General features: G+C 69.9%; 22 protein-coding genes and 1 riboswitch. Of the genes, 10 read left to right on the top strand and 12 right to left on the bottom strand.

The features are described 5' to 3' along the window. Positions 1-103 precede the first annotated feature (103 nt). From ACFYO2_RS09745 to ACFYO2_RS09765, 5 genes are all read left to right on the top strand, one after another. A complete protein-coding gene (locus tag ACFYO2_RS09745) occupies positions 104-367 on the top strand; it encodes a DUF3311 domain-containing protein (RefSeq protein WP_388346588.1) in 264 nt (87 codons plus the stop codon). Further along, positions 364-1,992: a monocarboxylate uptake permease MctP gene (gene mctP / locus ACFYO2_RS09750; RefSeq protein WP_388346591.1), complete on the top strand. Its 1,629-nt coding sequence runs from the start codon at positions 364-366 to the stop codon at positions 1,990-1,992. The genes ACFYO2_RS09745 and mctP overlap by 4 nt, the downstream gene beginning before the upstream one ends. Before the next feature lie 76 nt (positions 1,993-2,068). Further along, complete coding sequence (locus tag ACFYO2_RS09755) at positions 2,069-2,572, top strand: GNAT family N-acetyltransferase (RefSeq protein ID WP_388346594.1); 504 nt, start codon at positions 2,069-2,071, stop codon at positions 2,570-2,572. A gap of 77 nt (positions 2,573-2,649) precedes the next feature. After that, positions 2,650-2,732, top strand: a riboswitch (cobalamin riboswitch). A 146-nt stretch (positions 2,733-2,878) separates the two neighbouring features. Beyond that, the gene (locus ACFYO2_RS09760) at positions 2,879-5,248 is read left to right on the top strand and encodes a ribonucleoside-diphosphate reductase subunit alpha (protein WP_388346597.1); all 2,370 of its coding nucleotides are present in this window, start codon (positions 2,879-2,881) and stop codon (positions 5,246-5,248) included. After that, positions 5,248-6,261 (top strand): ribonucleotide-diphosphate reductase subunit beta, encoded by a 1,014-nt coding sequence (locus ACFYO2_RS09765; protein WP_388346600.1) that lies wholly within the window; start codon positions 5,248-5,250, stop codon positions 6,259-6,261. Before ACFYO2_RS09760 ends, ACFYO2_RS09765 begins: the two co-directional genes overlap by 1 nt. On the opposite strand, the gene ACFYO2_RS09770 is transcribed toward ACFYO2_RS09765, so the two are convergent. Next, a complete protein-coding gene (locus ACFYO2_RS09770; RefSeq protein WP_388346603.1) occupies positions 6,174-6,416 on the bottom strand; it encodes a hypothetical protein in 243 nt (80 codons plus the stop codon). The genes ACFYO2_RS09765 and ACFYO2_RS09770 overlap by 88 nt on opposite strands. A 92-nt stretch (positions 6,417-6,508) precedes the next feature. Here ACFYO2_RS09770 and ACFYO2_RS09775 point away from each other — a divergent pair, with 92 nt between their 5' ends. Further along, complete coding sequence (locus ACFYO2_RS09775; protein WP_388346606.1) at positions 6,509-7,474, top strand: GlxA family transcriptional regulator; 966 nt, start codon at positions 6,509-6,511, stop codon at positions 7,472-7,474. Between the two features lie 4 nt (positions 7,475-7,478). On the opposite strand, the gene ACFYO2_RS09780 is transcribed toward ACFYO2_RS09775, so the two are convergent. The 10 genes from ACFYO2_RS09780 to ACFYO2_RS09825 form a co-directional block, all read right to left on the bottom strand. Continuing rightward, positions 7,479-8,849 (bottom strand): cytochrome P450, encoded by a 1,371-nt coding sequence (locus ACFYO2_RS09780; RefSeq protein ID WP_388346609.1) that lies wholly within the window; start codon positions 8,847-8,849, stop codon positions 7,479-7,481. Further along, a complete protein-coding gene (gene cyc1, locus ACFYO2_RS09785; protein WP_388346612.1) occupies positions 8,846-9,937 on the bottom strand; it encodes an epi-isozizaene synthase in 1,092 nt (363 codons plus the stop codon). Before cyc1 ends, ACFYO2_RS09780 begins: the two co-directional genes overlap by 4 nt. Before the next feature lie 391 nt (positions 9,938-10,328). Then, a complete protein-coding gene (gene def, locus ACFYO2_RS09790) occupies positions 10,329-10,979 on the bottom strand; it encodes a peptide deformylase (protein WP_388346614.1) in 651 nt (216 codons plus the stop codon). A gap of 75 nt (positions 10,980-11,054) precedes the next feature. Then, a complete protein-coding gene (locus ACFYO2_RS09795; RefSeq protein WP_388346615.1) occupies positions 11,055-12,035 on the bottom strand; it encodes a tetratricopeptide repeat protein in 981 nt (326 codons plus the stop codon). Positions 12,036-12,139: 104 nt separating this feature from the next. After that, positions 12,140-13,411 (bottom strand): HD-GYP domain-containing protein, encoded by a 1,272-nt coding sequence (locus ACFYO2_RS09800; RefSeq protein WP_388347550.1) that lies wholly within the window; start codon positions 13,409-13,411, stop codon positions 12,140-12,142. A gap of 20 nt (positions 13,412-13,431) precedes the next feature. Beyond that, entirely contained in the window at positions 13,432-14,775 is a 1,344-nt protein-coding gene (locus ACFYO2_RS09805; RefSeq protein ID WP_388346617.1) for an HD-GYP domain-containing protein, read from the bottom strand. Positions 14,776-14,905: 130 nt separating this feature from the next. Beyond that, positions 14,906-15,217 (bottom strand): mycothiol system anti-sigma-R factor, encoded by a 312-nt coding sequence (gene rsrA / locus ACFYO2_RS09810; RefSeq protein WP_388346620.1) that lies wholly within the window; start codon positions 15,215-15,217, stop codon positions 14,906-14,908. Further along, a complete protein-coding gene (gene sigR / locus ACFYO2_RS09815; protein ID WP_388346623.1) occupies positions 15,214-15,900 on the bottom strand; it encodes an RNA polymerase sigma factor SigR in 687 nt (228 codons plus the stop codon). Before sigR ends, rsrA begins: the two co-directional genes overlap by 4 nt. Positions 15,901-16,159: 259 nt before the next feature. Next, positions 16,160-16,801 carry an alpha/beta family hydrolase gene (locus ACFYO2_RS09820; RefSeq protein ID WP_388346625.1) on the bottom strand — a complete coding sequence of 214 codons (642 nt, stop codon included), beginning with the start codon at positions 16,799-16,801 and terminating at the stop codon, positions 16,160-16,162. A gap of 1 nt (position 16,802) precedes the next feature. Then, the gene (locus tag ACFYO2_RS09825; protein ID WP_388346628.1) at positions 16,803-17,618 is read right to left on the bottom strand and encodes an SOS response-associated peptidase; all 816 of its coding nucleotides are present in this window, start codon (positions 17,616-17,618) and stop codon (positions 16,803-16,805) included. Positions 17,619-17,668: 50 nt separating this feature from the next. Here ACFYO2_RS09825 and ACFYO2_RS09830 point away from each other — a divergent pair, with 50 nt between their 5' ends. The 4 genes from ACFYO2_RS09830 (at position 17,669) to ACFYO2_RS09845 (ending at position 21,317) form a co-directional block, all read left to right on the top strand. Continuing rightward, positions 17,669-18,391: a M50 family metallopeptidase gene (locus tag ACFYO2_RS09830; protein WP_388346630.1), complete on the top strand. Its 723-nt coding sequence runs from the start codon at positions 17,669-17,671 to the stop codon at positions 18,389-18,391. 108 nt (positions 18,392-18,499) lie between these two features. Beyond that, on the top strand, positions 18,500-19,816 hold the full coding sequence (aroA, locus tag ACFYO2_RS09835; RefSeq protein WP_388346633.1) for a 3-phosphoshikimate 1-carboxyvinyltransferase: 1,317 nt from the start codon (positions 18,500-18,502) through the stop codon (positions 19,814-19,816). A gap of 11 nt (positions 19,817-19,827) precedes the next feature. Continuing rightward, positions 19,828-20,838, top strand: a complete 1,011-nt coding sequence (gene rsgA, locus ACFYO2_RS09840; protein WP_388346636.1) for a ribosome small subunit-dependent GTPase A — start codon at positions 19,828-19,830, stop codon at positions 20,836-20,838. Positions 20,839-20,993: 155 nt separating this feature from the next. Beyond that, the gene (locus ACFYO2_RS09845) at positions 20,994-21,317 is read left to right on the top strand and encodes a multidrug efflux SMR transporter (protein ID WP_363281736.1); all 324 of its coding nucleotides are present in this window, start codon (positions 20,994-20,996) and stop codon (positions 21,315-21,317) included. A 19-nt stretch (positions 21,318-21,336) separates the two neighbouring features. Here the strand turns inward: ACFYO2_RS09845 and ACFYO2_RS09850 are convergent, their stop codons facing one another. Continuing rightward, complete coding sequence (locus tag ACFYO2_RS09850; protein WP_388346640.1) at positions 21,337-21,948, bottom strand: TetR/AcrR family transcriptional regulator; 612 nt, start codon at positions 21,946-21,948, stop codon at positions 21,337-21,339. Positions 21,949-22,122: the final 174 nt, after the last annotated feature.

Consider the following 22,122-nt stretch of genomic DNA (forward strand, 5'->3'; position numbering starts at 1 on the left):
ACCACCACATACCGATATGCGGACGAGGTCTTCCGCTCTCCTGACACCGTCGCCTACATTGCCTGCGCGTTGCACGTGATCAGCGAGGGGACGGAGCCGCGGTATGTCCAATGCGCCTGAAGTGAGACCACCGGTGCTGACACCGGTCCGCGTGGTCATCGCCCTCTGCCTCTTCGCGCCCTTCGTGGCGATGCTGTGGGTGGGTTCCTACGCGAAGGTGGACCCCGCCTTCATCGGCATCCCGTTCTTCTACTGGTACCAGATGGCGTGGGTGCTGATCTCCACCGCGCTGACGATGACCGCGTACAAGCTGTGGCAGCGTGACCAGCGCGCCCGCGCTTCGCGGAACGGGGGCGCGTCGAAGTGAACGACGGAGTCAACGGCGTCGCACTCGCCGTCTTCATCTTCTTCTTCCTGGCCGTCACGATCCTGGGCTTCGTGGCCGCGCGCTGGCGCAAGGCCGACAACGAGCACAGCCTCGACGAATGGGGCCTGGGCGGCCGGTCGTTCGGCACCTGGATCACCTGGTTCCTGCTCGGCGGCGACCTGTACACGGCGTACACCTTCGTGGCGGTCCCGGCGGCGATCTACGCGGCGGGCGCGGCCGGCTTCTTCGCGGTGCCCTACACCATCCTGGTCTACCCGCTGATCTTCACGTTCCTGCCCCGCCTGTGGTCGGTCTCGCACAAGCACGGGTACGTGACGACCTCGGACTTCGTGCGCGGCCGCCATGGCTCCAAGGGGCTGTCGCTGGCGGTGGCCGTCACCGGCATCCTCGCGACCATGCCGTACATCGCGCTCCAACTGGTCGGCATCCAGGCCGTGCTGGACGTGATGGGCGTCGGCGGCGGCGAGGACACCAACTGGTTCGTCAAGGACCTGCCGCTGCTGATCGCCTTCGGTGTGCTGGCGGCGTACACCTACTCGTCGGGTCTGCGGGCCCCCGCGCTGATCGCGTTCGTGAAGGACACGCTGATCTACATCGTCATCGCGGTGGCGATCATCTACATCCCGATCAAGCTGGGCGGCTTCGACGAGATCTTCGCCAAGGCGGGTGACGCGTTCAGCCAGACCAACCCGGCCACGGGCGCGCCGCGCGGTGCGCTGGCGCCGGGCGATGCGGGGCAGTGGACGTACGCCACGCTGGCGTTGGGCTCCGCGCTCGCACTCTTCATGTACCCGCACTCGATCACGGCGACGCTGTCCTCGAAGAGCCGCGACGTGATCCGCCGCAACACCACCATCCTGCCGCTGTACTCGCTGATGCTGGGCCTCCTCGCCCTGCTGGGCTTCATGGCGATCGCGGCCGGAGTCAAGGTCACCAACGGGCAGTTGGCGATCCCGCAGCTGTTCGAGACGATGTTCCCGGACTGGTTCGCGGGCGTGGCCTTCGCGGCCATCGGCATCGGCGCCCTCGTCCCCGCGGCGATCATGTCGATCGCGGCCGCGAACCTCTTCACCCGCAACATCTACAAGGACTTCATCAAGCCGGACGCGACACCCGCCCAGGAGACCAAGGTCTCCAAGCTGGTGTCCCTGCTGGTGAAGGTGGGCGCGCTGGTCTTCGTCCTGACCATGGACAAGACGGTCGCCATCAACTTCCAGCTGCTGGGCGGCATCTGGATCCTGCAGACCTTCCCCGCGCTGGTCGGCGGCCTGTTCACCCGCTGGTTCCACCGCTGGGCCCTGCTCGCCGGCTGGGCGGTCGGCATGCTGTACGGCACCCTCGCCGCGTACGGCGTCGCCTCGCCGACGCAGAAGCACTTCGGCGGCTCGTCCAAGGAGATCCCCGGCATCGGGGAGATCGGCTACATCGGCCTCACGGCGTTCGTCCTGAACGTGGTGGTGACGGTGGTCCTGACCTTCGCCCTGAAGGCGCTGAAGGCCCCCGAGGGCATCGACGAGACGTCCCCGGAGGACTACACGGCGGACGCGGGCGACCCCGGGGTGCAGGTGGAGCTGCCGCCGGCGACCGCGGGCACCACGCACTGAGTCGTACGTACATCATCACGGGCCGTCGGAGAAATCCGGCGGCCCGTTGTCGTATCCCTGTTGCACACTGCCCGGCATGGACATCGTGATCAGGCAGGCACGACCTGACGACTACCAACCCCTCGGCGACATCACCGCCCAGGCCTACCTCCAGGACGGCCTCCTCGACTTCGGGGAGGACGACTGGTACCTCGGCGAGCTGAAGGACGTGGCCAAGCGGGCGGCCGCCGCGGACGTACTCGTGGCCACCCGGGGCGACCAACCCCTCGGCGGAGTCACCTTCGTGCCGTCGGGCGGCCCCATGGCCGACATCGCCCGCCCTGGAGAGGCGGAGATACGGATGCTCGCCGTCGATCGGGCGGCCCGCGGCCGAGGCGCCGGAGAGGCACTCGTACGCGCGTGCGTCGACCGTGCCCGGGCCACCGACGGCTGCACGGCCATCGTCCTGTCGACCCAGCACACCATGTACTCCGCCCACCGCATCTACGAGCGTCTGGGCTTCGTCCGCGTCCCGGAGCGTGACTGGAACCCGATCCCGGACGTCGACATCACTCTTCTCACCTATGAGTTGACGCTCTGAAGCGGGTACGACACAACATATGGGGGTGCTGTCCTCACACGGCACAAGATGTATGCTCATGCTCGCTGTCGCCGCAGGGGAATCCGGTGTGAATCCGGAACTGTCCCGCAACGGTGTACTCATGCCTGCATATGCGCGTATGAGAGTCAGTCCGAGGACCTGTCGACAGCCGCGCCCGGCCATCAGGCCGGGGTGAGATGACGTCCGGGCCTCGTGGAGTGGGCCGGTGGACGCGACGCCGCGTGCGCTCGTGTGCTGCCGCCTGCCCTCCGCAAGGCCCCCATGCCGAGCGAGGGAGAGCCCCACGTGACCATCGCGCCAGCAGACCCGGCTTCAGTGACCCCGGTGGCCGACGACGGTCCCGGGACCGCGTTGCTGCGGACCCTGACCGAGCTGACCGCCGACCTCCCCGACGCCGACCCCGGCCGGGTCGCCGCCGCCGCGCTGCGCGGCCGGTCCGCACGGGCGGACGGGACGGAACTGCGCGAGCTGGCCACCGAGGCGGCCGCCGGCCTCATCTCCGAGGACCCCGCCTACTCGCGGCTCGCCGCCCGCCTGCTGACCATCAGCATCCGCGCCGAGGCCGCCTCCCAGGGCGTCACCTCCTTCACGGAGTCCGTCGCGGTGGGCCACCGCGAGGGCCTCGTCGCGGACCGTACGGCCGAGTTCGTACGGGTCCACGCCGACCGCCTCGAAGCGCTGCTCGACCCGCACGCCGACGACCGCTTCGAGTACTTCGGTCTGCGCACGCTCCACGGCCGCTACCTGCTCCGGCACCCGATCACCCGGCGCGTCATCGAGACGCCCCAGCACTTCATGCTGCGCGTCGCGAGCGGCCTGGCCGAGGACGCTGTGCTCAATTCAGAATCGGGCCTCCGCGCACTGGACGAAGTCGCCGCCCTCTACCGGCTCATGAGCCGCCTCGACTACCTCCCCTCCTCCCCCACCCTCTTCAACTCCGGCACCCGGCACCCCCAGATGTCGTCCTGCTACCTCCTCGACTCCCCGAAGGACGAGCTGGACTCCATCTACGACCGCTACCACCAGGTCGCCCGCCTCTCCAAGCACGCCGGCGGCATCGGCATCGCCTACTCCCGCATCCGCTCCCGGGGTTCACTGATCCGCGGCACGAACGGGCACTCCAACGGCATCGTCCCGTTCCTGAAGACCCTCGACGCCTCGGTCGCCGCCGTGAACCAGGGCGGTCGGCGCAAGGGCGCGGCCGCGGTCTACCTGGAGACCTGGCACTCCGACATCGAGGAGTTCCTGGAACTGCGCGACAACACCGGCGAGGACGCCCGCCGTACGCACAACCTGAACCTCGCGCACTGGGTCCCGGACGAGTTCATGCGCCGCGTGAACGCCGACGCGCAGTGGTCGCTGTTCTCCCCCGCCGACGTGCCCGAGTTGGTCGACCTGTGGGGCGCGGAGTTCGACGCGGCGTACCGCAGGGCGGAGGCGGAGGGGCTCGCGCGCAGGACCCTCCCCGCCCGTGACCTCTACGGCCGCATGATGCGCACCCTCGCGCAGACCGGCAACGGCTGGATGACCTTCAAGGACGCGGCCAACCGCACCGCCAACCAGACGGCCGAGCCGGGCCACGTCGTGCACTCCTCCAACCTCTGCACGGAGATCCTGGAGGTCACGGACGACGGGGAGACGGCGGTCTGCAACCTCGGTTCGGTCAACCTCGGCGCGTTCGTGGTCGGCGACGACATCGACTGGGAGCGGCTGGACGAGACCGTCCGCACCGCCGTCACCTTCCTCGACCGGGTCGTCGACATCAACTTCTACCCGACCGAGCAGGCGGGCCGCTCCAACGCCAAGTGGCGCCCGGTCGGCCTCGGCGTCATGGGCCTGCAGGACGTCTTCTTCCAGCTGCGGCTGCCCTTCGACTCGCCGCAAGCCCGCCGGCTCTCCACGCGCATCGCCGAACGCATCATGCTCGCCGCGTACGAGGCGTCCGCCGACCTCGCCGAGCGCAGCGGCCCGCTGCCGGCCTGGGAGAAGACCCGTACGGCCAAGGGTGTTCTGCACCCCGACCACTACGACGCCGAGCTGACCTGGCCGGAGCGCTGGGCGGCCCTGCGGGCGCGCGTCGCCACGACCGGCATGCGCAACTCCCTGCTGCTCGCGATCGCGCCGACCGCCACCATCGCGTCGATCGCGGGCGTGTACGAGTGCATCGAGCCGCAGGTGTCCAACCTGTTCAAGCGGGAGACGCTGTCCGGCGAGTTCCTCCAGGTCAACTCGTACCTGGTGAAGGAACTGAAGGCGCTGGGCGTCTGGGACGCCCGCACCCGTGAAGCGCTGCGCGACGCGAACGGCTCGGTGCAGGGCTTCGCCTGGATCCCCGAGGACGTACGGGCGCTGTACCGCACGGCGTGGGAGATCCCGCAGCGCGGCCTGATCGACATGGCGGCGGCCCGCACCCCGTTCCTCGACCAGTCCCAGTCCCTGAACCTGTTCCTGGAGACGCCGACCATCGGCAAGCTCTCCTCGATGTACGCGTACGCCTGGAAGCAGGGCCTGAAGACGACGTACTACCTGCGCTCGCGCCCGGCGACGCGGATCGCCCGCGCGGCACAAGCCACCGTCCCCGTACAGCAGGTCGTCCACCCCGAAGCCGTCGCCTGCTCCCTGGAGAACCCCGAGTCCTGCGAGGCCTGCCAGTAATGTCCAGCGAAACCAAAAACCTGCTCGACCCGGGCTTCGAGCTGACTCTCCGCCCCATGCGCTACCCGGACTTCTACGAGCGCTACCGGGACGCCATCAAGAACACATGGACCGTCGAGGAGGTCGACCTCCACTCGGACGTCACCGACCTGGCGAAGCTCACGCCTGGTGAGCAGCACATGATCGGCCGGCTGGTCGCGTTCTTCGCGACGGGCGACTCGATCGTGGCGAACAACCTCGTGCTGACGCTGTACAAGCACATCAACTCCCCGGAGGCGCGCCTGTACCTGTCGCGCCAGCTCTTCGAGGAAGCGGTCCACGTCCAGTTCTACTTGACGCTCCTCGACACCTACCTCCCGGACCCGGAGGACAGGGCGGCCGCCTTCGACGCCGTGGAGAACATCCCGTCCATCCGCGAGAAGGCCGAGTTCTGCTTCCGGTGGATCAACGAGGTCGAGAAGCTGGACCGCCTGGAGACCAAGGCCGACCGCCGCCGCTTCCTGCTCAACCTGATCTGCTTCGCCGCGTGCATCGAGGGCCTGTTCTTCTACGGCGCCTTCGCGTACGTCTACTGGTTCCGCAGCCGGGGCCTGCTGCACGGTCTGGCCACCGGCACCAACTGGGTGTTCCGGGACGAGACGATGCACATGAGCTTCGCCTTCGAGGTGGTCGACACCGTCCGCAAGGAGGAGCCGGAGCTGTTCGACGACGCGCTCGGGCAGCAGGTCGTCGACATGCTGAAGGAGGCCGTCGAGGCCGAGCTGCAGTTCGCGCGCGACCTGTGCGGTGACGGCCTCCCGGGCATGAACACCGACTCCATGCGGCAGTACCTGGAGTGCGTCGCCGACCAGCGCCTGGCGCGCCTCGGCTTCGCCCCGGTGTACGGCTCGGAGAACCCCTTCTCCTTCATGGAGCTCCAGGGTGTTCAGGAGCTGACCAACTTCTTCGAGCGGCGGCCGTCGGCGTACCAGGTCGCGGTGGAGGGCACCGTGGACCTGGACGAGGACTTCTGATCCTCCGCGGCCTTCCGGGCCTCCTGGGCCTCCCTGATCTGACGGTCGACGCGCCGGTCGTGCGCGATCCCGATCACTGACGGGAGGACCAGGAGGACCAGGATTCCGAGGACGGTGAGCATGGCGATCAGTCCTTCTGTCTGCGCTGTAGTCATGTCACCACTGTCGCGCCGGAGACTCCTTACCAACAGTGGCAGGACTGCCGTGGACCCTCGATTTACTGCCAGCTTCGAGGCACACTGGCAGCATGCTCAAAAACGTGGCCGCTGTCCTTCTCGACGGAGTGCACCCCTTCGAACTCGGCGTGGTCTGCGAGGTCTTCGGCATCGACCGCACCGACGAGGGTCTGCCTGCCTACGACTTCGCGGTCGTCTCGGCGGAGGGCCCCTCGCTGGGCACACACGTCGGCGGCCTCACCGTCTCCACGCCGTACGGCCTCGACCGGCTGGAGGAGGCCGACCTGATCGCCGTACCGGCCGGGAGCGACTACGTCACGCGTGACTACCCGCCCGAGCTCCTGGACTCCCTGGTCCGGGCCGTCGACCGCGGTGCCCGGGTGCTCAGCGTCTGCTCCGGCGTCTTTCTGCTCGGTGCCGCCGGGCTGCTGGACGGTCGGCGGTGCAGTGTGCACTGGCGGCAAGTGGACGAACTCACCCGACGGTACCCGGAGGCGATCGTCGAACCGGACGTGCTGTACGTGGACGAGGATCCGGTGATCACCTCGGCCGGCACCGCCGCCGGCATCGACGCCTGTCTGCACATCGTGCGCAAGGAGCAGGGGCCCGAGGTCGCCAACAAGATCGCCCGGCGGATGGTCGTACCGCCGCACCGGGACGGCGGGCAGGCGCAGTACATCGAGCGGCCGCTGCCCCGGTCGCAGTGCGACACCGTCGGCGAGGTGCTGGTGTGGATGGAGCAGCACCTCGACGAGGAGGTCACCGTGGAGCAGCTCGCCGACCGTGCCCACATGTCCCCGCGCACCTTCGCCCGTCGCTTCCAGCAGGAGACGGGTACGACTCCCTACCGCTGGATCCTGCGCCAACGCGTGCTGCTGGCCCAGCGGTTGCTGGAGGCGACGGACGAGACGGTGGACGCCATCGCCGGTCGAACAGGGTTCGGGAACGCGGCCGCGTTGCGCCACCAGTTCGTCCGGTCGGTGGGGACCACACCGAACGCCTACCGGCGCACCTTCCGGGGCACCGAAGCCGCCTGACCTCTCACCGGGGGACCGGCTTCAGCAGCAGCCGCTGCGGGCGCAGGGTGATCCCCACCCGGGTCGCGTCGTCCGAACCAGACACCTGCTCGAAGCGGTACTTCGTCGACAGTGCCGCCGTGACGAGCGTCAGCTGGGCCATCGAGAAGTGGTCGCTGGGGCACTTGCGGTTGCCCACGCTGAACGGGCTCATGGCGTATTTCGGCACGTCCTTGGCCCGGTCGGGAAGCCAGCGGTCGGGGTCGAACGCCAGGTTGTCCGCATAGGACCGCCCGTCGCGCTGGATCGCGTACGGGCTGTACACGATGTCGGCACCGGCCGGAATGCGATACCCACCGAGTTCGGTGTCCCGCACCGCCCGTCGCGTCAATATCCATACGGCAGGCCGCAAACGCATGGCTTCGACGACGACATTGTTCGTGTGCCTGAGCGCACGGACGTCCTCGAATGCCACCGGGCGTCCGCCGGTGACGGATTGGACTTCCGCGCACACCCTGTCCGCGTGTTCCGGATGTTCCGCGAGAACGTGGAGCAGCCACATGATCGTGGATGCCACGGTTTCGCTGCCGGGCGTGAGGATGGCGACGACCTGGTCGTGGATCTCCTGCTCCCCGATGGGCTCGCCATTCTCGTCCTTCGCCTCCAGCAATGCCGTCAGCAAATCGTCCGGCTTTTGACCAGATGCCCTCCGCTCGGCGACGATCTCGTTGACGAGGAGATGCAGATCGGCCAGCGCGCGGTTGAATTGACGATTGGCCGGAAGAGGCAGCCGGTAGAGCGGACCCGCGGGTATCACCATCCTCCGGTACATGCCCCGGAACACGGTGGCGAGGGCGACGCACAGCCGCTCGGCGCGCTCGTCCATGAAGTCGCCGCGCAGCAGACAGCGGGCCGCGATGCGCACCGCGATCCGGAAGGACTCGGAGGTGCAGTCGACCGTCTCGCCGGGCTTCCAGCGCTCGGTCAGCCCATGCGCCTCCTCCTCCATGATCGGGCCGTAGGCGGGGATGGCGTCGAGCCGGAAGGCGGGCTGGATGGTGCGCCGCTGGTGCCGGTGCGTGGGCCCGTTGGCGGTGGCCACGCCCTCCTTGCCGAGCAGTCCCTCCAGCGACTCCCACAGCGGGCCGGCGATGATGTAGTCGGTGCTCAGCGCCATGGCTCCGGTGAGCGCGGGGGCGGTCACGGCGTACACCGTCTTGGGGCCGAGCTTCAGGCGTACGACGTCTCCGTGGTCGCGCAGTCGGGCCATGAAGCTGAGCGGGTCGCGCACCAGCTTCCAGCCGTGGCCGAGGAGGGGTACACCGCCGCCCGCGAGGGGCGGCTCACGCAGCTCCCGAACCTCCGGGGCCACGGGCTTCACAGATTCGACGGTCATTTCTCACCTGCCGCTTCGTTGTTGACGTACGGGGGCGTGGACCGGTCGTCCCAGCTGTCGACCATGTATCGGCCGGACTCGTGGTGGAACCAGTAGACGGTGCTGAACCAGTTCCGCATGTTGCAGACGCAGGCGCGCACGACGGCGCTCAGTTCCTTTCCGCGTACCGTTCCGTCGGCGAGGGCGTCAGCGAAACGTAAGGCGTCGCGTTCGGCGACAAGGAATTCGGATACGCATTCCTCGACGCGCCGCCGCACTTCGGCGACCGCAGCTTCCAGAGAAAGCCCCTCGTGTGTGATGAGGCTGATTCCGAGATTGTGCACCTCGTCGCCCGCTATTTCCTTGGGAAGCGAACAGAGGTCGTTGTACCAGGCGGCGAATTCCTGACTGAGCAGCGCCGCCCGCCGATATGCCGGGTGTTTCCTTACGCCGTCGGGCAGTTCGCAGCCCGCGGCCGACTCCAGCAGATCGGTCCAGATCCAGTGCGCGAAGGTGCGCCGCCGCAGCGCGAGGTATTCCTCGACGGTGGGGACGACGCCTTCGGTGCGGTTGCGGAATTCCCGGTCGTACGCCTCGATCACCTCGTGGAAGTGCCGGGCGAACCGGGCGTTCCAGGTCCGCGCCAGGAACGAGTACAGCCGCGTCACGCTGTCCGCGAACCCGGCGACCAGCGAGTCCTCGTGGTGCAGATGGTTCCGTGGGGAGTCGAGGGCCGCGTGCAGGTGGAACCTGAGCCGCCGCCAGGCGGCCGGGCGGCCGTGCACGATGTCACGGTCGTGACGGTCGTCCCAGACGAAGAACCACGCGCTGTAGTCCGCTATCGCCTGGAGTACCTCGTCGGGGGCGCCGATGTAGTACCCCGCCATGAGGTCGGTGTAGCACAGGCCGTCGGCATATTCCTCCACCTTGTCGGCCGGCATGAGCCGTTTTTCCAGTAGCCAGGTACGGGTCTTGTCCTGGAGCTTGGGCCAATAAGGATGGAGTTGCCTGGGAAACGCTGCCTCGATCACCGGGAGAGAGAGCGATGGTGGAACCGCGATCGCCGTCGGTGTCGATGTCGATGTGGTGCTGTGTGGGAAAGCAGACACGAACAAACCCCTTCCAGCCGCCAGTTGGCGCACACACCTCTCCCGTTGTGCCGGGCGTGCGCCGTTGCGTATCCCCGCACTTCCCATTCAGCACCACAACTGACCGATCTGGGAACGGATTTGCTCCATTCACTACCCCACAGTGCTGAGATGCTCCCCTTGCGTGACTGGTTCTGGATCACTAGCCTCGATCGTTCATGAGTTCCCGTCAGCTCACTGACGGGAACTCTGTGTTTGTGTGGTGCGGTCTTTTCTGGGCGTGGGGCAGGCTGAGGGCCCGGCTCCCATCGGGCGGTTTTTCGAGGTGTGACGCACAAGCGAACGGCGCCTGGTCAGGGACGTTCTCCTGATCAGGCGCCGTACGGACGGGAGTGGTGAAGCGGCAGGGCACTCAGTCGTTGGCGACCACGGGGTAGCGGGGCTCGTTCTCGGCCATCTGCCGCAGCGCGTCCTTGCGTTCGCGCTTGGAGAGCCGGTCGATGTAGAGGTAGCCGTAGAGGTGGTCGGTCTCGTGCTGCAAACACCGGGCGAAGTAGCCGGTGCCGCGCGCCTTGACCGGGTTGCCCTTCTCGTCCTGCCCGGTCACCTCGGCGTAGTCCGGGCGGGCGAGCGGCGCGTACGCGGTGGGCACCGACAGACAGCCCTCGTTGCTGTCGTCCAGCCGGCGCTTGTCGGCGGGCAGGTCGACGAGCTTCGGGTTGCACAGGACACCGACGTGCCGCTTGCCCTCGTCGTCCATGCAGTCGTACACGAAGACCTTGAGGTCGACGCCGATCTGGTTGGCGGCCAGGCCCACGCCCTCGGCGGTGCGCTGCGAGGCGAACATGTCCGCGATCAGCTGGTCCAGCTCGGGGCCGAACTCGGTGACGTCCTTGCACTCCTTGTGCAGGACCGGGTTGCCGACCACCGTGATCGGCCGCGAGGTGCCGCGCTCGCGCCAGGCGTTCTCGCGCTCCTCGGTGTCCTCGGTGTCGATGACGAAGCCCTCGTCGTCCACGGGGAGCACGCCCGCGTGCTGCTGATCGGTGTCCTGCTGCGCCATGACCGACGTACGCCTTCCTGCATGCCTGGGAAATCTGCGAGTACAGCCTAAAGGGGTCGCCGAGGCGGCAGAGCCTCAGCAGACCTCTTCGAGGTCCCGCCACTCCCGGGAATCCGGGCTGTCCGCGACCCACCCGTCCAGCAACCCCCGAACCAGCGAGGCCGGCGCGGCCACCCCGCACTCCCGCTCCGGCACCCACAGCTGCCCGTCCGTCACATGGCCGAGCGGCCCAGGATGCCCCGGCTCGCTGTGGTCGTGCGGGTCGAGATGCTCCCCGTCGCCCTCGTCGGACGGCATCCGGGACTCGGAGCACATCCGGCACAGCAGGCGTACGGACGACGACCAGTCCTCCGCGGCGAAGCCGGCGTCGGCGGCCAGCTGCTCCAGGGCGTCCCGGTCGGCCTCGGTGGCGGCCTCCAGGAGGACCACCCAGGTGGGCACGGGCGAGGGCGCCCACAGCTCGATCTCGTCGAACACCGGGTAGGAGTGCCCGGCGGCGGTGGTCCGCTCCCCGTGAGGCACGCCGTCGTGCAGCACGACCTCGCCCCAGCGCCGCCCGGACGACGGCAGCGGAATGGACAGCACCTCGATCCGCGCCGGGTCCAGCCGGCGCCCCCACACCACCTCGGCCTCGCCCTCGGGCGACAGCCGTACGGCCGCACTGCCGAGGTCCATGCCGACGGGCTCGCCGGAGGCGGTGGCACCGCCCGGCACCCGCAGTCCGTACGCCTGCCAGGACCGGCGCGCCAGCGGCCAGTCCTGCAGGGCGGTGGCCGCGATGCCGACGTTCCACCAGTCAGGTGCGCCGGTCTCCCGGTCCAGCAGGGCCACGGCCCTCAGGCCGGCCGCCCGCGCCTGCTCCCAGTCGTGCCGGAACTTGTGGAGAAGGGCGAGGTTGAACCAGGACTCGGACAGCCAGGGCTCCAGGTCGGCGGCGCGCGTCAGCAGCGCCCCCGCGTCCTCGTACCGGCCGTCGCCGATCAGCGTGAACGCACGATCTGTGGCCTGCCGCCAGGAGGCGGAGGGCCGGTTCCGTCCCTTGCCGAAGATCCTCACGATTCCCGCCTGCCAGTTCCGTTCAGTGGGCTGGCTGTGCCCCCGGACACCCTCTCCATCGCATCCAACCACGTACGGCTGGAAGGGCGCTCATTACCCATGGGTTACCCAGCCAGGGGCAGGGTCAGACAGTCCCGCGACAGGACGCGGGCCAGCGCTTCGACGACCTCGGGCGCGTACTCCTCCGCGGTCGCCAGCCGCAGCTCCTCCAGCGCCGTCAGGGGCCCGCCCGGCCCGGCGTCCCGGGTCTTCTCCTCGTACGCGTTGACGGCCCGTACCACCCGCGCGGCGACCGGCTGCTCCCGCCAGGGGTCGGCCTGCCGCTCCACGACCATCGCCACCTGCGGATTCACCCCGGTCTGCCGTACGACGGCCCCGCCCAGCAGCGCGATCCGGCGCTGTTCCTGGGCGGGCAGCCCGGCCGTGGCGCCCGCCGGCACCGGATCGACGAGGCTGAGCTGCCCGATGTCGTGCATCAGGGCCGCGTACTCCAGGACGGTCAGCTCCGGCTCGGTGAGCCCCAGGTCCCGCCCGACGGCCTGCCCGAGCGCGGCGACCCGGCGGGCGTGCCCGGCCGGGGTGTACCCGGCGATCTCGGTGGCCCGGGCCAGAGAGGCGATGGTCTGCCGGTAGGTGGCCCGGACGGCCGCGTACCGCCTGAACGACATCTGGGTGAGCAGCAGGGGCAGCGAGAACACGGGCAGCGCCCACAGCCCCACCACGGCGACCGCGAGCGCCATCACCGCCCCCGTGGCACAGACGGCGGACCCGATCCCCAGCAGCGCCCGCAGCTCGTCCCGCAGCAGCGGGCCGAAGGGCCACCGGGTGCGGGAGTGGGCAAGCGCGGCGGCGAGCACGGCGTCGCAGAGCGCGGTGAGGGCGAGCAGCGTGAGCAGCAGCAGGGCGTAGGCGGGCCCGTCCCAGCGGCGGGACATGCCCTGGTTGTACAACGGTTGGAAGCAGACTGCCGCGAAGGCGACGGTCAGCACCCGCCGGGCGAGATGGTCGAGCGTCCCGCGCTGCCCCCGCGCGATGTGCGGCACGCACCCGAGGAGGGCGGCGGCGAGGACGACGGTGACGACCTGGGTCACGCCGTGCCGCGTCGGCTCCCCCGCCTCCGCCCCCAGCAGGGCGTACGACAACGCGCCCGCGGCCCCCAGCGGCGCGGCCACCCTGACCTGCCCCCCGGTCCACCGGCTCAGCTCACCGACGGTGACCAGTACCCCGAAGGCGAGGGCGGTGCCCCGCTCGTCGAGGCCGGTCCAGAAGGTGATGGCAAGGGAGAGGGCGGCGAGGAGGGCGGCGGAGGTGTGCACGAGGGTGAGGAGGAAGGGGGGCCGGCGACCGCTCTTGGCCGCACACCGGCGACCGCTCATCGACGCACGCCGGCGACCGCTCATGGACGTGTTCCCGGTTGGCTGGGGACCGAGGGGCGCGGACGCGGCGGGCGGGCTTCGTCGGCGGTCACGGCGGGGCGCCAGCCTCCCCCACCCTCCGCTTCGCCCGAGCGGGGGCACCCCCATCGCCCCAGCGCCCTGACCAGGGCTTCCACCATCCGGGGATCGAACTGCGTCCCCGCACACCGCGTCAGCTCCTCCAGGGCGACGGGAACGGGCCGGGCCCTGCGATAGCAGCGGGTCGACGTCATCGCGTCGAAGGCGTCCGCCACCGCCACCACCCGGGCCGACTCCGGGATCTGGCCCCCGACCAGTCCGTACGGATAGCCGCTGCCGTCCAGCCGCTCATGGTGATGCAGCACCGCCGCCCGGGCCTCCCCGAGGAACGAGATCCCCCGCACCATCTCGTGCCCGTACTCGGGATGCAGCTCGATCACCCGCCGCTCCTCGGGAGTCAGCGGCCCGTCCTTGGTGAGCAGCCGGGTGGGAACCCCCAGCTTCCCGACGTCGTGCAGGATCCCGGCGAACCGCAGGACCTCGACGCGTTCGTCGGGCATGCCCAGTTCGCGCGCGATCATCATCGACGCCTGCCCGACCCGCTCGCTGTGCCCGCGCGTGTACCCGTCCTTGATGTCGACGGCCTGCACCAGCGCCCGGATCGTCGCCTGATGGGCGGTCCTCTCCCGGTGGTACTGGGCGAACACCCACCAGGACACGCACATCGGCAACAGCACGAGCAGGGCGGCGACAGGTCCGTACGGGCTGCGCCACAGGACGGCCATCATCAGCCCCGCGAGCCCGTGCACGACGACGGGTGCGAGCGATCGTACGAACAGTCCCCGCCAGGCGCGCCGCAGCGGCACGTGCTCGGCGAACACCTGGATCCCCCCGTCCAGCACGGTCACCGCCAGGCAGAACGCCAACACGGCGGCTCCGGCGGGTGCGAGCGCGTAGGGGAAGTCGCAGTCGACGACGGTGTCCCGCCCGTCCAGCGCCCAGTGCACCCGGGCGGCCACCCATACGCCGACGACGAGCTGGGCGGCCCGCCAGACCCGGCGCAGCCACCGCGGCCGCTGCTCGACCGCGGACAGCAGCGCCCCCGGCAGCGCCACCAGTGCGGCGGCGGGCGGGGGCAGCAGAAAGGCACCGGCGAGCAGCACGGGGTAGAACGTTCCGGTGAAGCGCCAGCGGGCGGCGAACCGCTCGCAGCCGGCGTACAGCACGGCGAGCAGGAGGACCGCCCACCAGGGCGTGGGCAGGGTCGGCAGCGGAAGCAGACAGCACAGGGCGCACAGGACCACGCAGGCCACGTACACCCGCGCCCGTGCCGGCACCGCCTCCATACGCCCCTCCCCCGAGCCCGGCCCACGACTGTCAGCGTCCGGAGCCTAAGTCTGCAAGGGGGGAGTCCGCGGGCCGATAACCCGCGGATTAGCACGTTCGAGTGACGACAGCCCGTTCCCTGGCGGGAGTTCAGGACTCCTGCGGGGTGACCTGGGTCGCTGTCACGTCATGCTCGGGCACGGCCTGCCCGGAGCGGATCAGCTCGATCCGCCCCATGACCTTGGAGCGCAGGTCGGTCGGTACGTCGTCGTGTCCGCAGCACCGCTTGACCAGCTTCTTCACGGCCTGCTCCAGGCCGTACTTCTCCAGGCACGGCGAGCACTCCTCGAAGTGGTGCTCGAACTTGGTGCAGTCGGAGTCCGGCATCTCCCGGTCGAGGAACTCGTAGAGATGGTCGAGGACCTCACTGCAGTCCGTCTCGTGCGGCTCTCCGCAGCTCATGAGCCCGAGCCTTTCGCTTCGTTCGACTCTCCGGCGCCGGCCGGGACCAGTCCGCGCTCGCGGGCGTAGTCCTCGAGCATGCCGCGCAGTTGACGGCGGCCCCGATGCAGCCGGGACATCACCGTACCGATGGGTGTCCCCATGATGTCCGCGATCTCCTTGTACGCAAAGCCCTCAACGTCCGCGAGATAGACGGCGATGCGGAACTCCTCGGGGATCGCCTGCAGTGCTGACTTCACGTCCGAGTCGGGCAGGTGGTCGAGCGCCTGCGACTCGGCGGAGCGCAGACCGGTCGACATGTGCGACTCGGCGCGCGCCAGCTGCCAGTCCTCGATCTCCTCGGCCGCCGAGCGCTGGGGTTCGCGCTGCTTCTTGCGGTACGAGTTGATGAAGGTGTTCGTGAGGATGCGGTACAGCCACGCCTTGAGGTTGGTGCCCTCGCGGAACTGGTGGAAGGACGCGTACGCCTTGGCATACGTCTCCTGCACCAGGTCCTCGGCGTCGGCCGGGTTCCGCGTCATGCGCAGCGCGGCCGAGTACATCTGGTCGAGGAACTCGAGCGCGTCCCGCTCGAAGCGCGCGCTGCGCTCCGCGGTCGACTCCGCGCTCGGGCCACCCTGGCCCTCGGGCTGCTCCGCCTGGCCTTGTTCGGTCCCTGCGTCGGTACCGGGAACCGGACCCACCTCCTCAAGATTCCGGGTGGGGCCGAAACCAGTCCCACCAGAATCGGAGGATAGAACACGATCCGGTCCGCCCGCCGCCCGAATCGGGGTGGCCTTGGCCGCATGCAGCACCGTCCACTCAAGGTCGGCACGGCTGCTGCGGCTCGGGCAGATGGTCGAACCCATGCGCCGGACTTCCTCTCCTACGACGTCTGTGCCTGTTTTCCTCAGCACTTCTGACCGGCACAACAGAGGTCCGCTCCGCAACATTCCCGAGCCGTTACTCGAGTGACCCGGCCCACCTCGCGACACCGTCAGTGATGATCGCCACGGCCTGGTCCTGATCGAGGGGCGCCCGCTTGGGCACGGCGAAGCCGTGATCGCCGTACGGCACCTCGATCAGTTCGTAGGACCCCGCGGGGAACTCCTCCGGCTTGCCGAACGGGTCGTTGCCGCCCTGGACGACGAGCGTGGGCACCCCGGCGCCGAGCAGTTCCCCGGCGCGGGACTTCTCCGGCCTGCCCGGCGGGTGCAGCGGGAAGCTGAGGGCGAGGACGGCGTGTGCGCCGAGCTCGACGGCCGTACGGCAGGCGACCCGGGCTCCGGCGCTGCGCCCGCCGGAGATCACCGGGAGGCCGGGCCTCGCGAGAGCGGGCCAGATGCCCCGCCACCCCACGTCGAGGGTCTTGGGCGCGGGGGCCACCTTCTTGCCGGCGACCCGCCAGGGCTGCTCGATGAGGGCGACGGTGACACCGTGCTCCGGGAGGACCCGCGCGAGCGCCTGGAGGTCGCGGGCCTCGATGCCGCCTCCGGCCCCATGGCTGACGGCCAGCAGCAGCCGGGGCTTCCCGGCCCTGTGCCAGGTGATGCGGGCGGGGCCGGCGTCGGTCTCGGTGGTCTCTTCGGTGATCTCTTTCGTCACGTCAGAAGAGTGTGCCCTCTTCGGGGCCCTCCAGCTCCTTCAGCAGCTCCGGTCCGTTGTTGCGGACATTGCTGACGGCCGTGGAGACGGGGTACGCGCGCATCAGCCCGGCGGGCGGCGGGGCGAGCAGCTCGCACAGGTCGTCCGGGTCCGTGCGGGACGGGTCGAGCCAGGACTCCCAGCGGTCCGGGGTCAGCATCAGCGGCATCCGCGGGTGGATGTCGGCGAGCGCGTGCGGCCCGTTCGCCGGGGCGACCGCCAGCGGGGCCTGCTCCGCCTCCGTCGTGATGACGGAACACGTCACCCACCAGGCCTGTGGGTGGTCGTCGGGCAGGGTCTTGTCCCGCCAGAACTCGTACAGCCCGGCCATCGCGAACACCGACCCGTCGGCGGGGAGCACGAAGTACGGCTGCTTGCGCGGCCGCTTCTTCTTTCCCTCGACTTCCAGGTCCCGCTCCTGCGTGCCGGTGACCCACTCGTAGTAGCCGTCGGCGGGGATGATGCAGCGCCGGCCGGCGAAGGCGCGGCGGTACGACGGCTTCTCGTGGACGGTCTCAGCGCGGGCGTTGATCATCCGGGCACCGCCCTCGGGGGTCTTCGACCAGGACGGCACGAGTCCCCACTTGAGCTTCCGCAGCTGTCGAACCGGCCTCGGGTCCTCCGCGTCCTTGAGAGGGCGGTCCAGGACGGCGTAGACCTCCTTGGTCGGGGCCACGTTGTAATCCGCCTCGAAAGTCTCCTCGGGCTCCCACTTCTCGACCTCAAAGATTCCTGCGAGATCCTCGGGCCCACGACTCGCTGCATACCGTCCGCACATACGTGCCACACTGCCAGATTCCACGAGACCTACGGGAGCCTCCGCCGACAATGCACACCACCGCATCCGACTCGCTCGCCTCCCTCTGGGACGAAGTCTTCGGCAGCCAGCCCGACCCCGACCTGTGGGTGGTGCTCGCGACCCTCGTCGCCGCGCTCTGCGTGGTCGTCCCGCACGTCCTGTGGCGCATAGCGCGCAACGCCATCACCATCGCCCACGAGGGCGGCCACGGCCTGATCGCCCTGTTCACCGGCCGCACCCTCACCGGCATACGCCTCCACTCCGACACCAGCGGTCTCACCGTCAGCCGCGGCAAGCCGCACGGCATCGGCATGATCCTCACCGCCGCCGCCGGCTACACCGCTCCCCCGCTCCTCGGCCTCGGCGGTGCCGCCCTCCTCGGCGCCGGCCACATCACCGCCCTGCTGTGGCTGGCGACCATCCTGCTGGTGGCGATGCTGGTGATGATCCGCAACGCGTACGGCGCCGTGACCGTCCTGGTCACCGGCGGCACGTTCGTGATGGTGTCCTGGCTGACGGGACCACAGGTACAGGCGGCATTCGCTTACGCGGTGGTGTGGTTCCTGCTGATCGGCGGAGTGCGCCCGGCGTTCGAGTTGCAGGCGAAGCGGGCGCGGGGCGGCGCGGGCGACTCGGACGCGGACCAGTTGTCGCGGCTGACGCATGTTCCGGCGGGCCTGTGGCTGTTCCTGTTCCACGCGGTCTCACTGTGTTCCCTGATAGGCGGCGGGCGCTGGTTGCTGGAGGGCTGAAGCGCCCCTTCAGCGGCGCGGGCCGTATCGATGGGCGGCTCCGCCGCGGGGCGCGACCAGCCACGACGGCGCCGCACCCGAACCACAGGTGGCCATTAAAGTGGGCCCATGGCCCCAAACCCCGCACACACCGCCCTCTGGCCCGCACCGCACGCAAGCGGAGCCGTCGACGCGACGGTCCACGTGCCCGGGTCCAAGTCGGTCACCAACCGCGCCCTCGTACTCGCCGCCCTCGCCTCCGAGCCCGGCTGGCTGCGCCGCCCGCTGCGCTCCCGCGACACCCTGCTGATGGCCGGCGCGCTGCGCGCGATGGGCGTCGCCATCGAGGAAGGCGTCGGCCCCGACGGCTCCGGCGAGGCCTGGCGCGTACTCCCCACGGGCCTCGCAGGCCCGGCCACCGTCGACGTCGGCAACGCCGGCACGGTGATGCGCTTCCTGCCGCCGGTCGCCACGCTCGCCGACGGCCCCATCCACTTCGACGGCGACCCCAGGTCGTACGAGCGTCCCCTGAACGGCGTGATCGACGCCCTGCGCGCCCTCGGCGCCCGGATCGACGACGACGGCCGCGGCGCCCTTCCGCTGACGGTGCACGGCAGCGGCGCCCTGGACGGCGGCACGGTGGAGATCGACGCGTCCTCGTCCTCCCAGTTCGTGTCGGCCCTGCTGCTGTCCGGCCCGCGCTTCAACCAGGGGGTGGAGGTCCGCCACATCGGCTCGGCGCTGCCCTCCATGCCGCACATCCGGATGACCGTCGACATGCTGCGCTCGGTCGGCGCGCAGGTGGACACCCCGGAGTCGGGCGGCGAGCCGAACGTCTGGCGGGTCACGCCGGGTGCGCTGCTCGGCCGGGACCTGACCGTCGAGCCGGACCTGTCGAACGCCCAGCCGTTCCTGGCGGCGGCCCTGGTGACCGGCGGCAAGGTCCTCGTCCCCGACTGGCCGGCCCGCACCACCCAGCCCGGTGACCGGCTGCGGGAGATCTTCACCGAGATGGGCGGTTCCTGTGAACTCACCGAGTACGGACTGGTCTTCACCGGTTCGGGCTCGGTCCACGGCGTCGATGTCGACCTGAGCGAGGTCGGCGAGCTGACCCCTGGCATCGCGGCGGTCGCGGCCCTCGCGGACTCGCCCTCCACCCTCCGGGGCGTGGCGCACCTGCGGCTGCACGAGACGGACCGCCTGGCCGCGCTCACGAAGGAGATCAACGAACTCGGCGGTGATGTGACGGAGACCGCCGACGGCCTGCACATCCGGCCGCGTCGACTGCACGGCGGGATCTTCCACACGTACGAGGACCACCGCATGGCCACGGCCGGCGCGATCATCGGCCTGGCGGTGGAGGGCGTACAGATCGAGAACGTGGCGACGACGGCGAAGACCCTCCCGGACTTCCCCGACATGTGGACCGGGATGCTCAGGGCGTAGGGACTTAATCCATGCGCCGCTACGGCAAGCACACCGACGAGGACGACATCCGCTCCCGCCCGAACCGCAAGGGCAACCGACCCCGTACGCACACCCGCCCCAAGCACGAGGACGCGGTCGAGGGCATGGTCCTCACCGTCGACCGGGGCCGCCTGACCTGCCTCGTCGACGACCGGATCGTCCTGGCGATGAAGGCCCGCGAGCTGGGCCGCAAGGCGGCCGTGGTCGGCGACCGGGTCTCCATCGTCGGCGACCTGACCGGCAAGAAGGACACCCTCGCCCGCATCGTCCGCATCGAGGAACGCACGTCGGTCCTGCGCCGCACGGCGGACGACGACGACCCCTACGAGCGTGTGATCGTCGCCAACGCCGACCAGCTCGCCATCGTCACGGCCCTCGCCGACCCGGAACCCCGCCCGCGGCTGATCGACCGCTGCCTGGTGGCGGCGTTCGACGCCGGACTGGAACCCCTCCTGGTCATGACGAAGTCGGACCTCGCCTCGCCCGACAAGCTGCTGGAGCTCTACGGCCACCTGGACATCCCGTACGTGGTCACCAGCCGCGAGGAACTGGAGAGCGGCGACGCGGTGGGCCGGGTCCGTGAGCAGCTGGACGGCAGGATCACCGCCTTCGTGGGCCACTCGGGTGTCGGCAAGACGACCCTGGTCAACGCACTGGTCCCTCAGGACCGCCGCCGGCTGACCGGCCATGTGAACGCGGTGACGGGCCGCGGCCGCCACACCACGACCTCGGCACTGGCCCTGCCGCTCTCGGGCGACGCGGGTTGGGTGGTCGACACCCCGGGTCTACGGTCGTTCGGCCTGCACCACGTGGATCCGTCCCGGGTGATCCACGCCTTCCCCGACCTGGAGCCGGGCACCGAGGGTTGCCCGCGCGCGTGCAGTCACGACGAGCCGGACTGCGCGCTGGACCAGTGGGTGGCCGACGGTCACGCGGACCCGGCCCGCCTGTACTCGCTGCGCCGGATGCTGGCGACGCGGGAGCGGACGGACGGCGACTAGACACCGAACCGAGGAAGGCGGCCGACCTCCGCGTTGTTTGTCTTGGCCTACGGCCGGTAAGGGCATAATCGCACCGAGCCGGATCCAAGCCTGACCAAAGCCTGATGAAGCGGTCACAAAGCGCTGACACACGTGGACCTACGGGAGGACAGCTCATGGCGTGGCTGCTGGTCGTCGTGGCCGGGTTTCTGGAGACCGGTTTCGCCGTCTGCCTGAAGCTGTCGCACGGGTTCACCAGACTCTGGCCCACGGTCGCGTTCTGCATATTCGCCCTCGGCAGCTTCGGCCTGCTGACCCTGTCGCTGAAGAAGCTCGACGTGGGCCCGGCGTACGCCGTGTGGACGGGCATCGGCGCGGCGGGCACGGCGATCTACGGGATGATCTTCCTCGGAGACCTGGTCTCGACGCTGAAGATCGTCTCGATCAGCCTGGTGATCATCGGGGTGATCGGACTCCAGCTGTCGGGCTCCGCCCACTGAGCGGGACGCGGTACCTGCGCTATAACGCGAACTGGCGCTGGAGCGCGACGTGTACGAGATCCGCGACGCCGCCCTCGCCGGGCGGGGCCGCCACGCAGGACAGGGCGAGCCGGACGACGAGTTCGCAGGAGCGGGCCAGTTCGGCGGTGTCCGACTTGGGTGTGCCGGGTCCGGCGAGAACCGTCACGGCCCGGTCGCGCACCAGGGCCACGAAGTCACCGGGCGACGGCAGCGGGCCGTCCACCCGGCGCTGTGCCGGTACGGCCGAGGAGGACGGCACCGCCGACAGGGTCGGCGAGGGCAGCCGCTCGCTCCAGCAGCCGGTGAGCATGGCCCGTACGAGCGCGTTCTCCCGGGCCGTCGACGCGGTCCACTCGGCGGTGGCGGTCAGTCGCTCGCGGGCGTCGCCGTTCGTGGTGAGCGCGCGCTCGACCCCGACGAGATAGCCGTCCGCCTCCCTCCTGACGAGGGCACGGGCCAGCCCTTCCTTGCTCCCGAACTCGTTGTACAGCGTCTGCCGGGACACCCCGGCCGCCGCCGCCACGTCCACCATCCGCACAGCGGACCACGGCCGACGCGCCAGCGCCGCGTAAGCGGCGTCCAGCAGGGATTCCCGCGCTGCAGGCATCATCGCCTCCCGAGGGCGAGCGGCATTGCGCCCAGATTTGACGCGCACCGGGGCACTGTCAAGGGGTCGCGAGAGCACGCGGGGGCGCTCAGTCGCTTTCGCAAGCTGCGGGCAGGACCGACCCGGGCCCGTACGCACCCCGGCCCCCTGTAGCCCCGTACCACCACCGGCAGATAG

The organism is Streptomyces sp. NPDC006602 (genome assembly GCF_042870385.1).
In the GTDB taxonomy this organism is placed as follows: Bacteria; Actinomycetota; Actinomycetes; order Streptomycetales; family Streptomycetaceae; genus Streptomyces.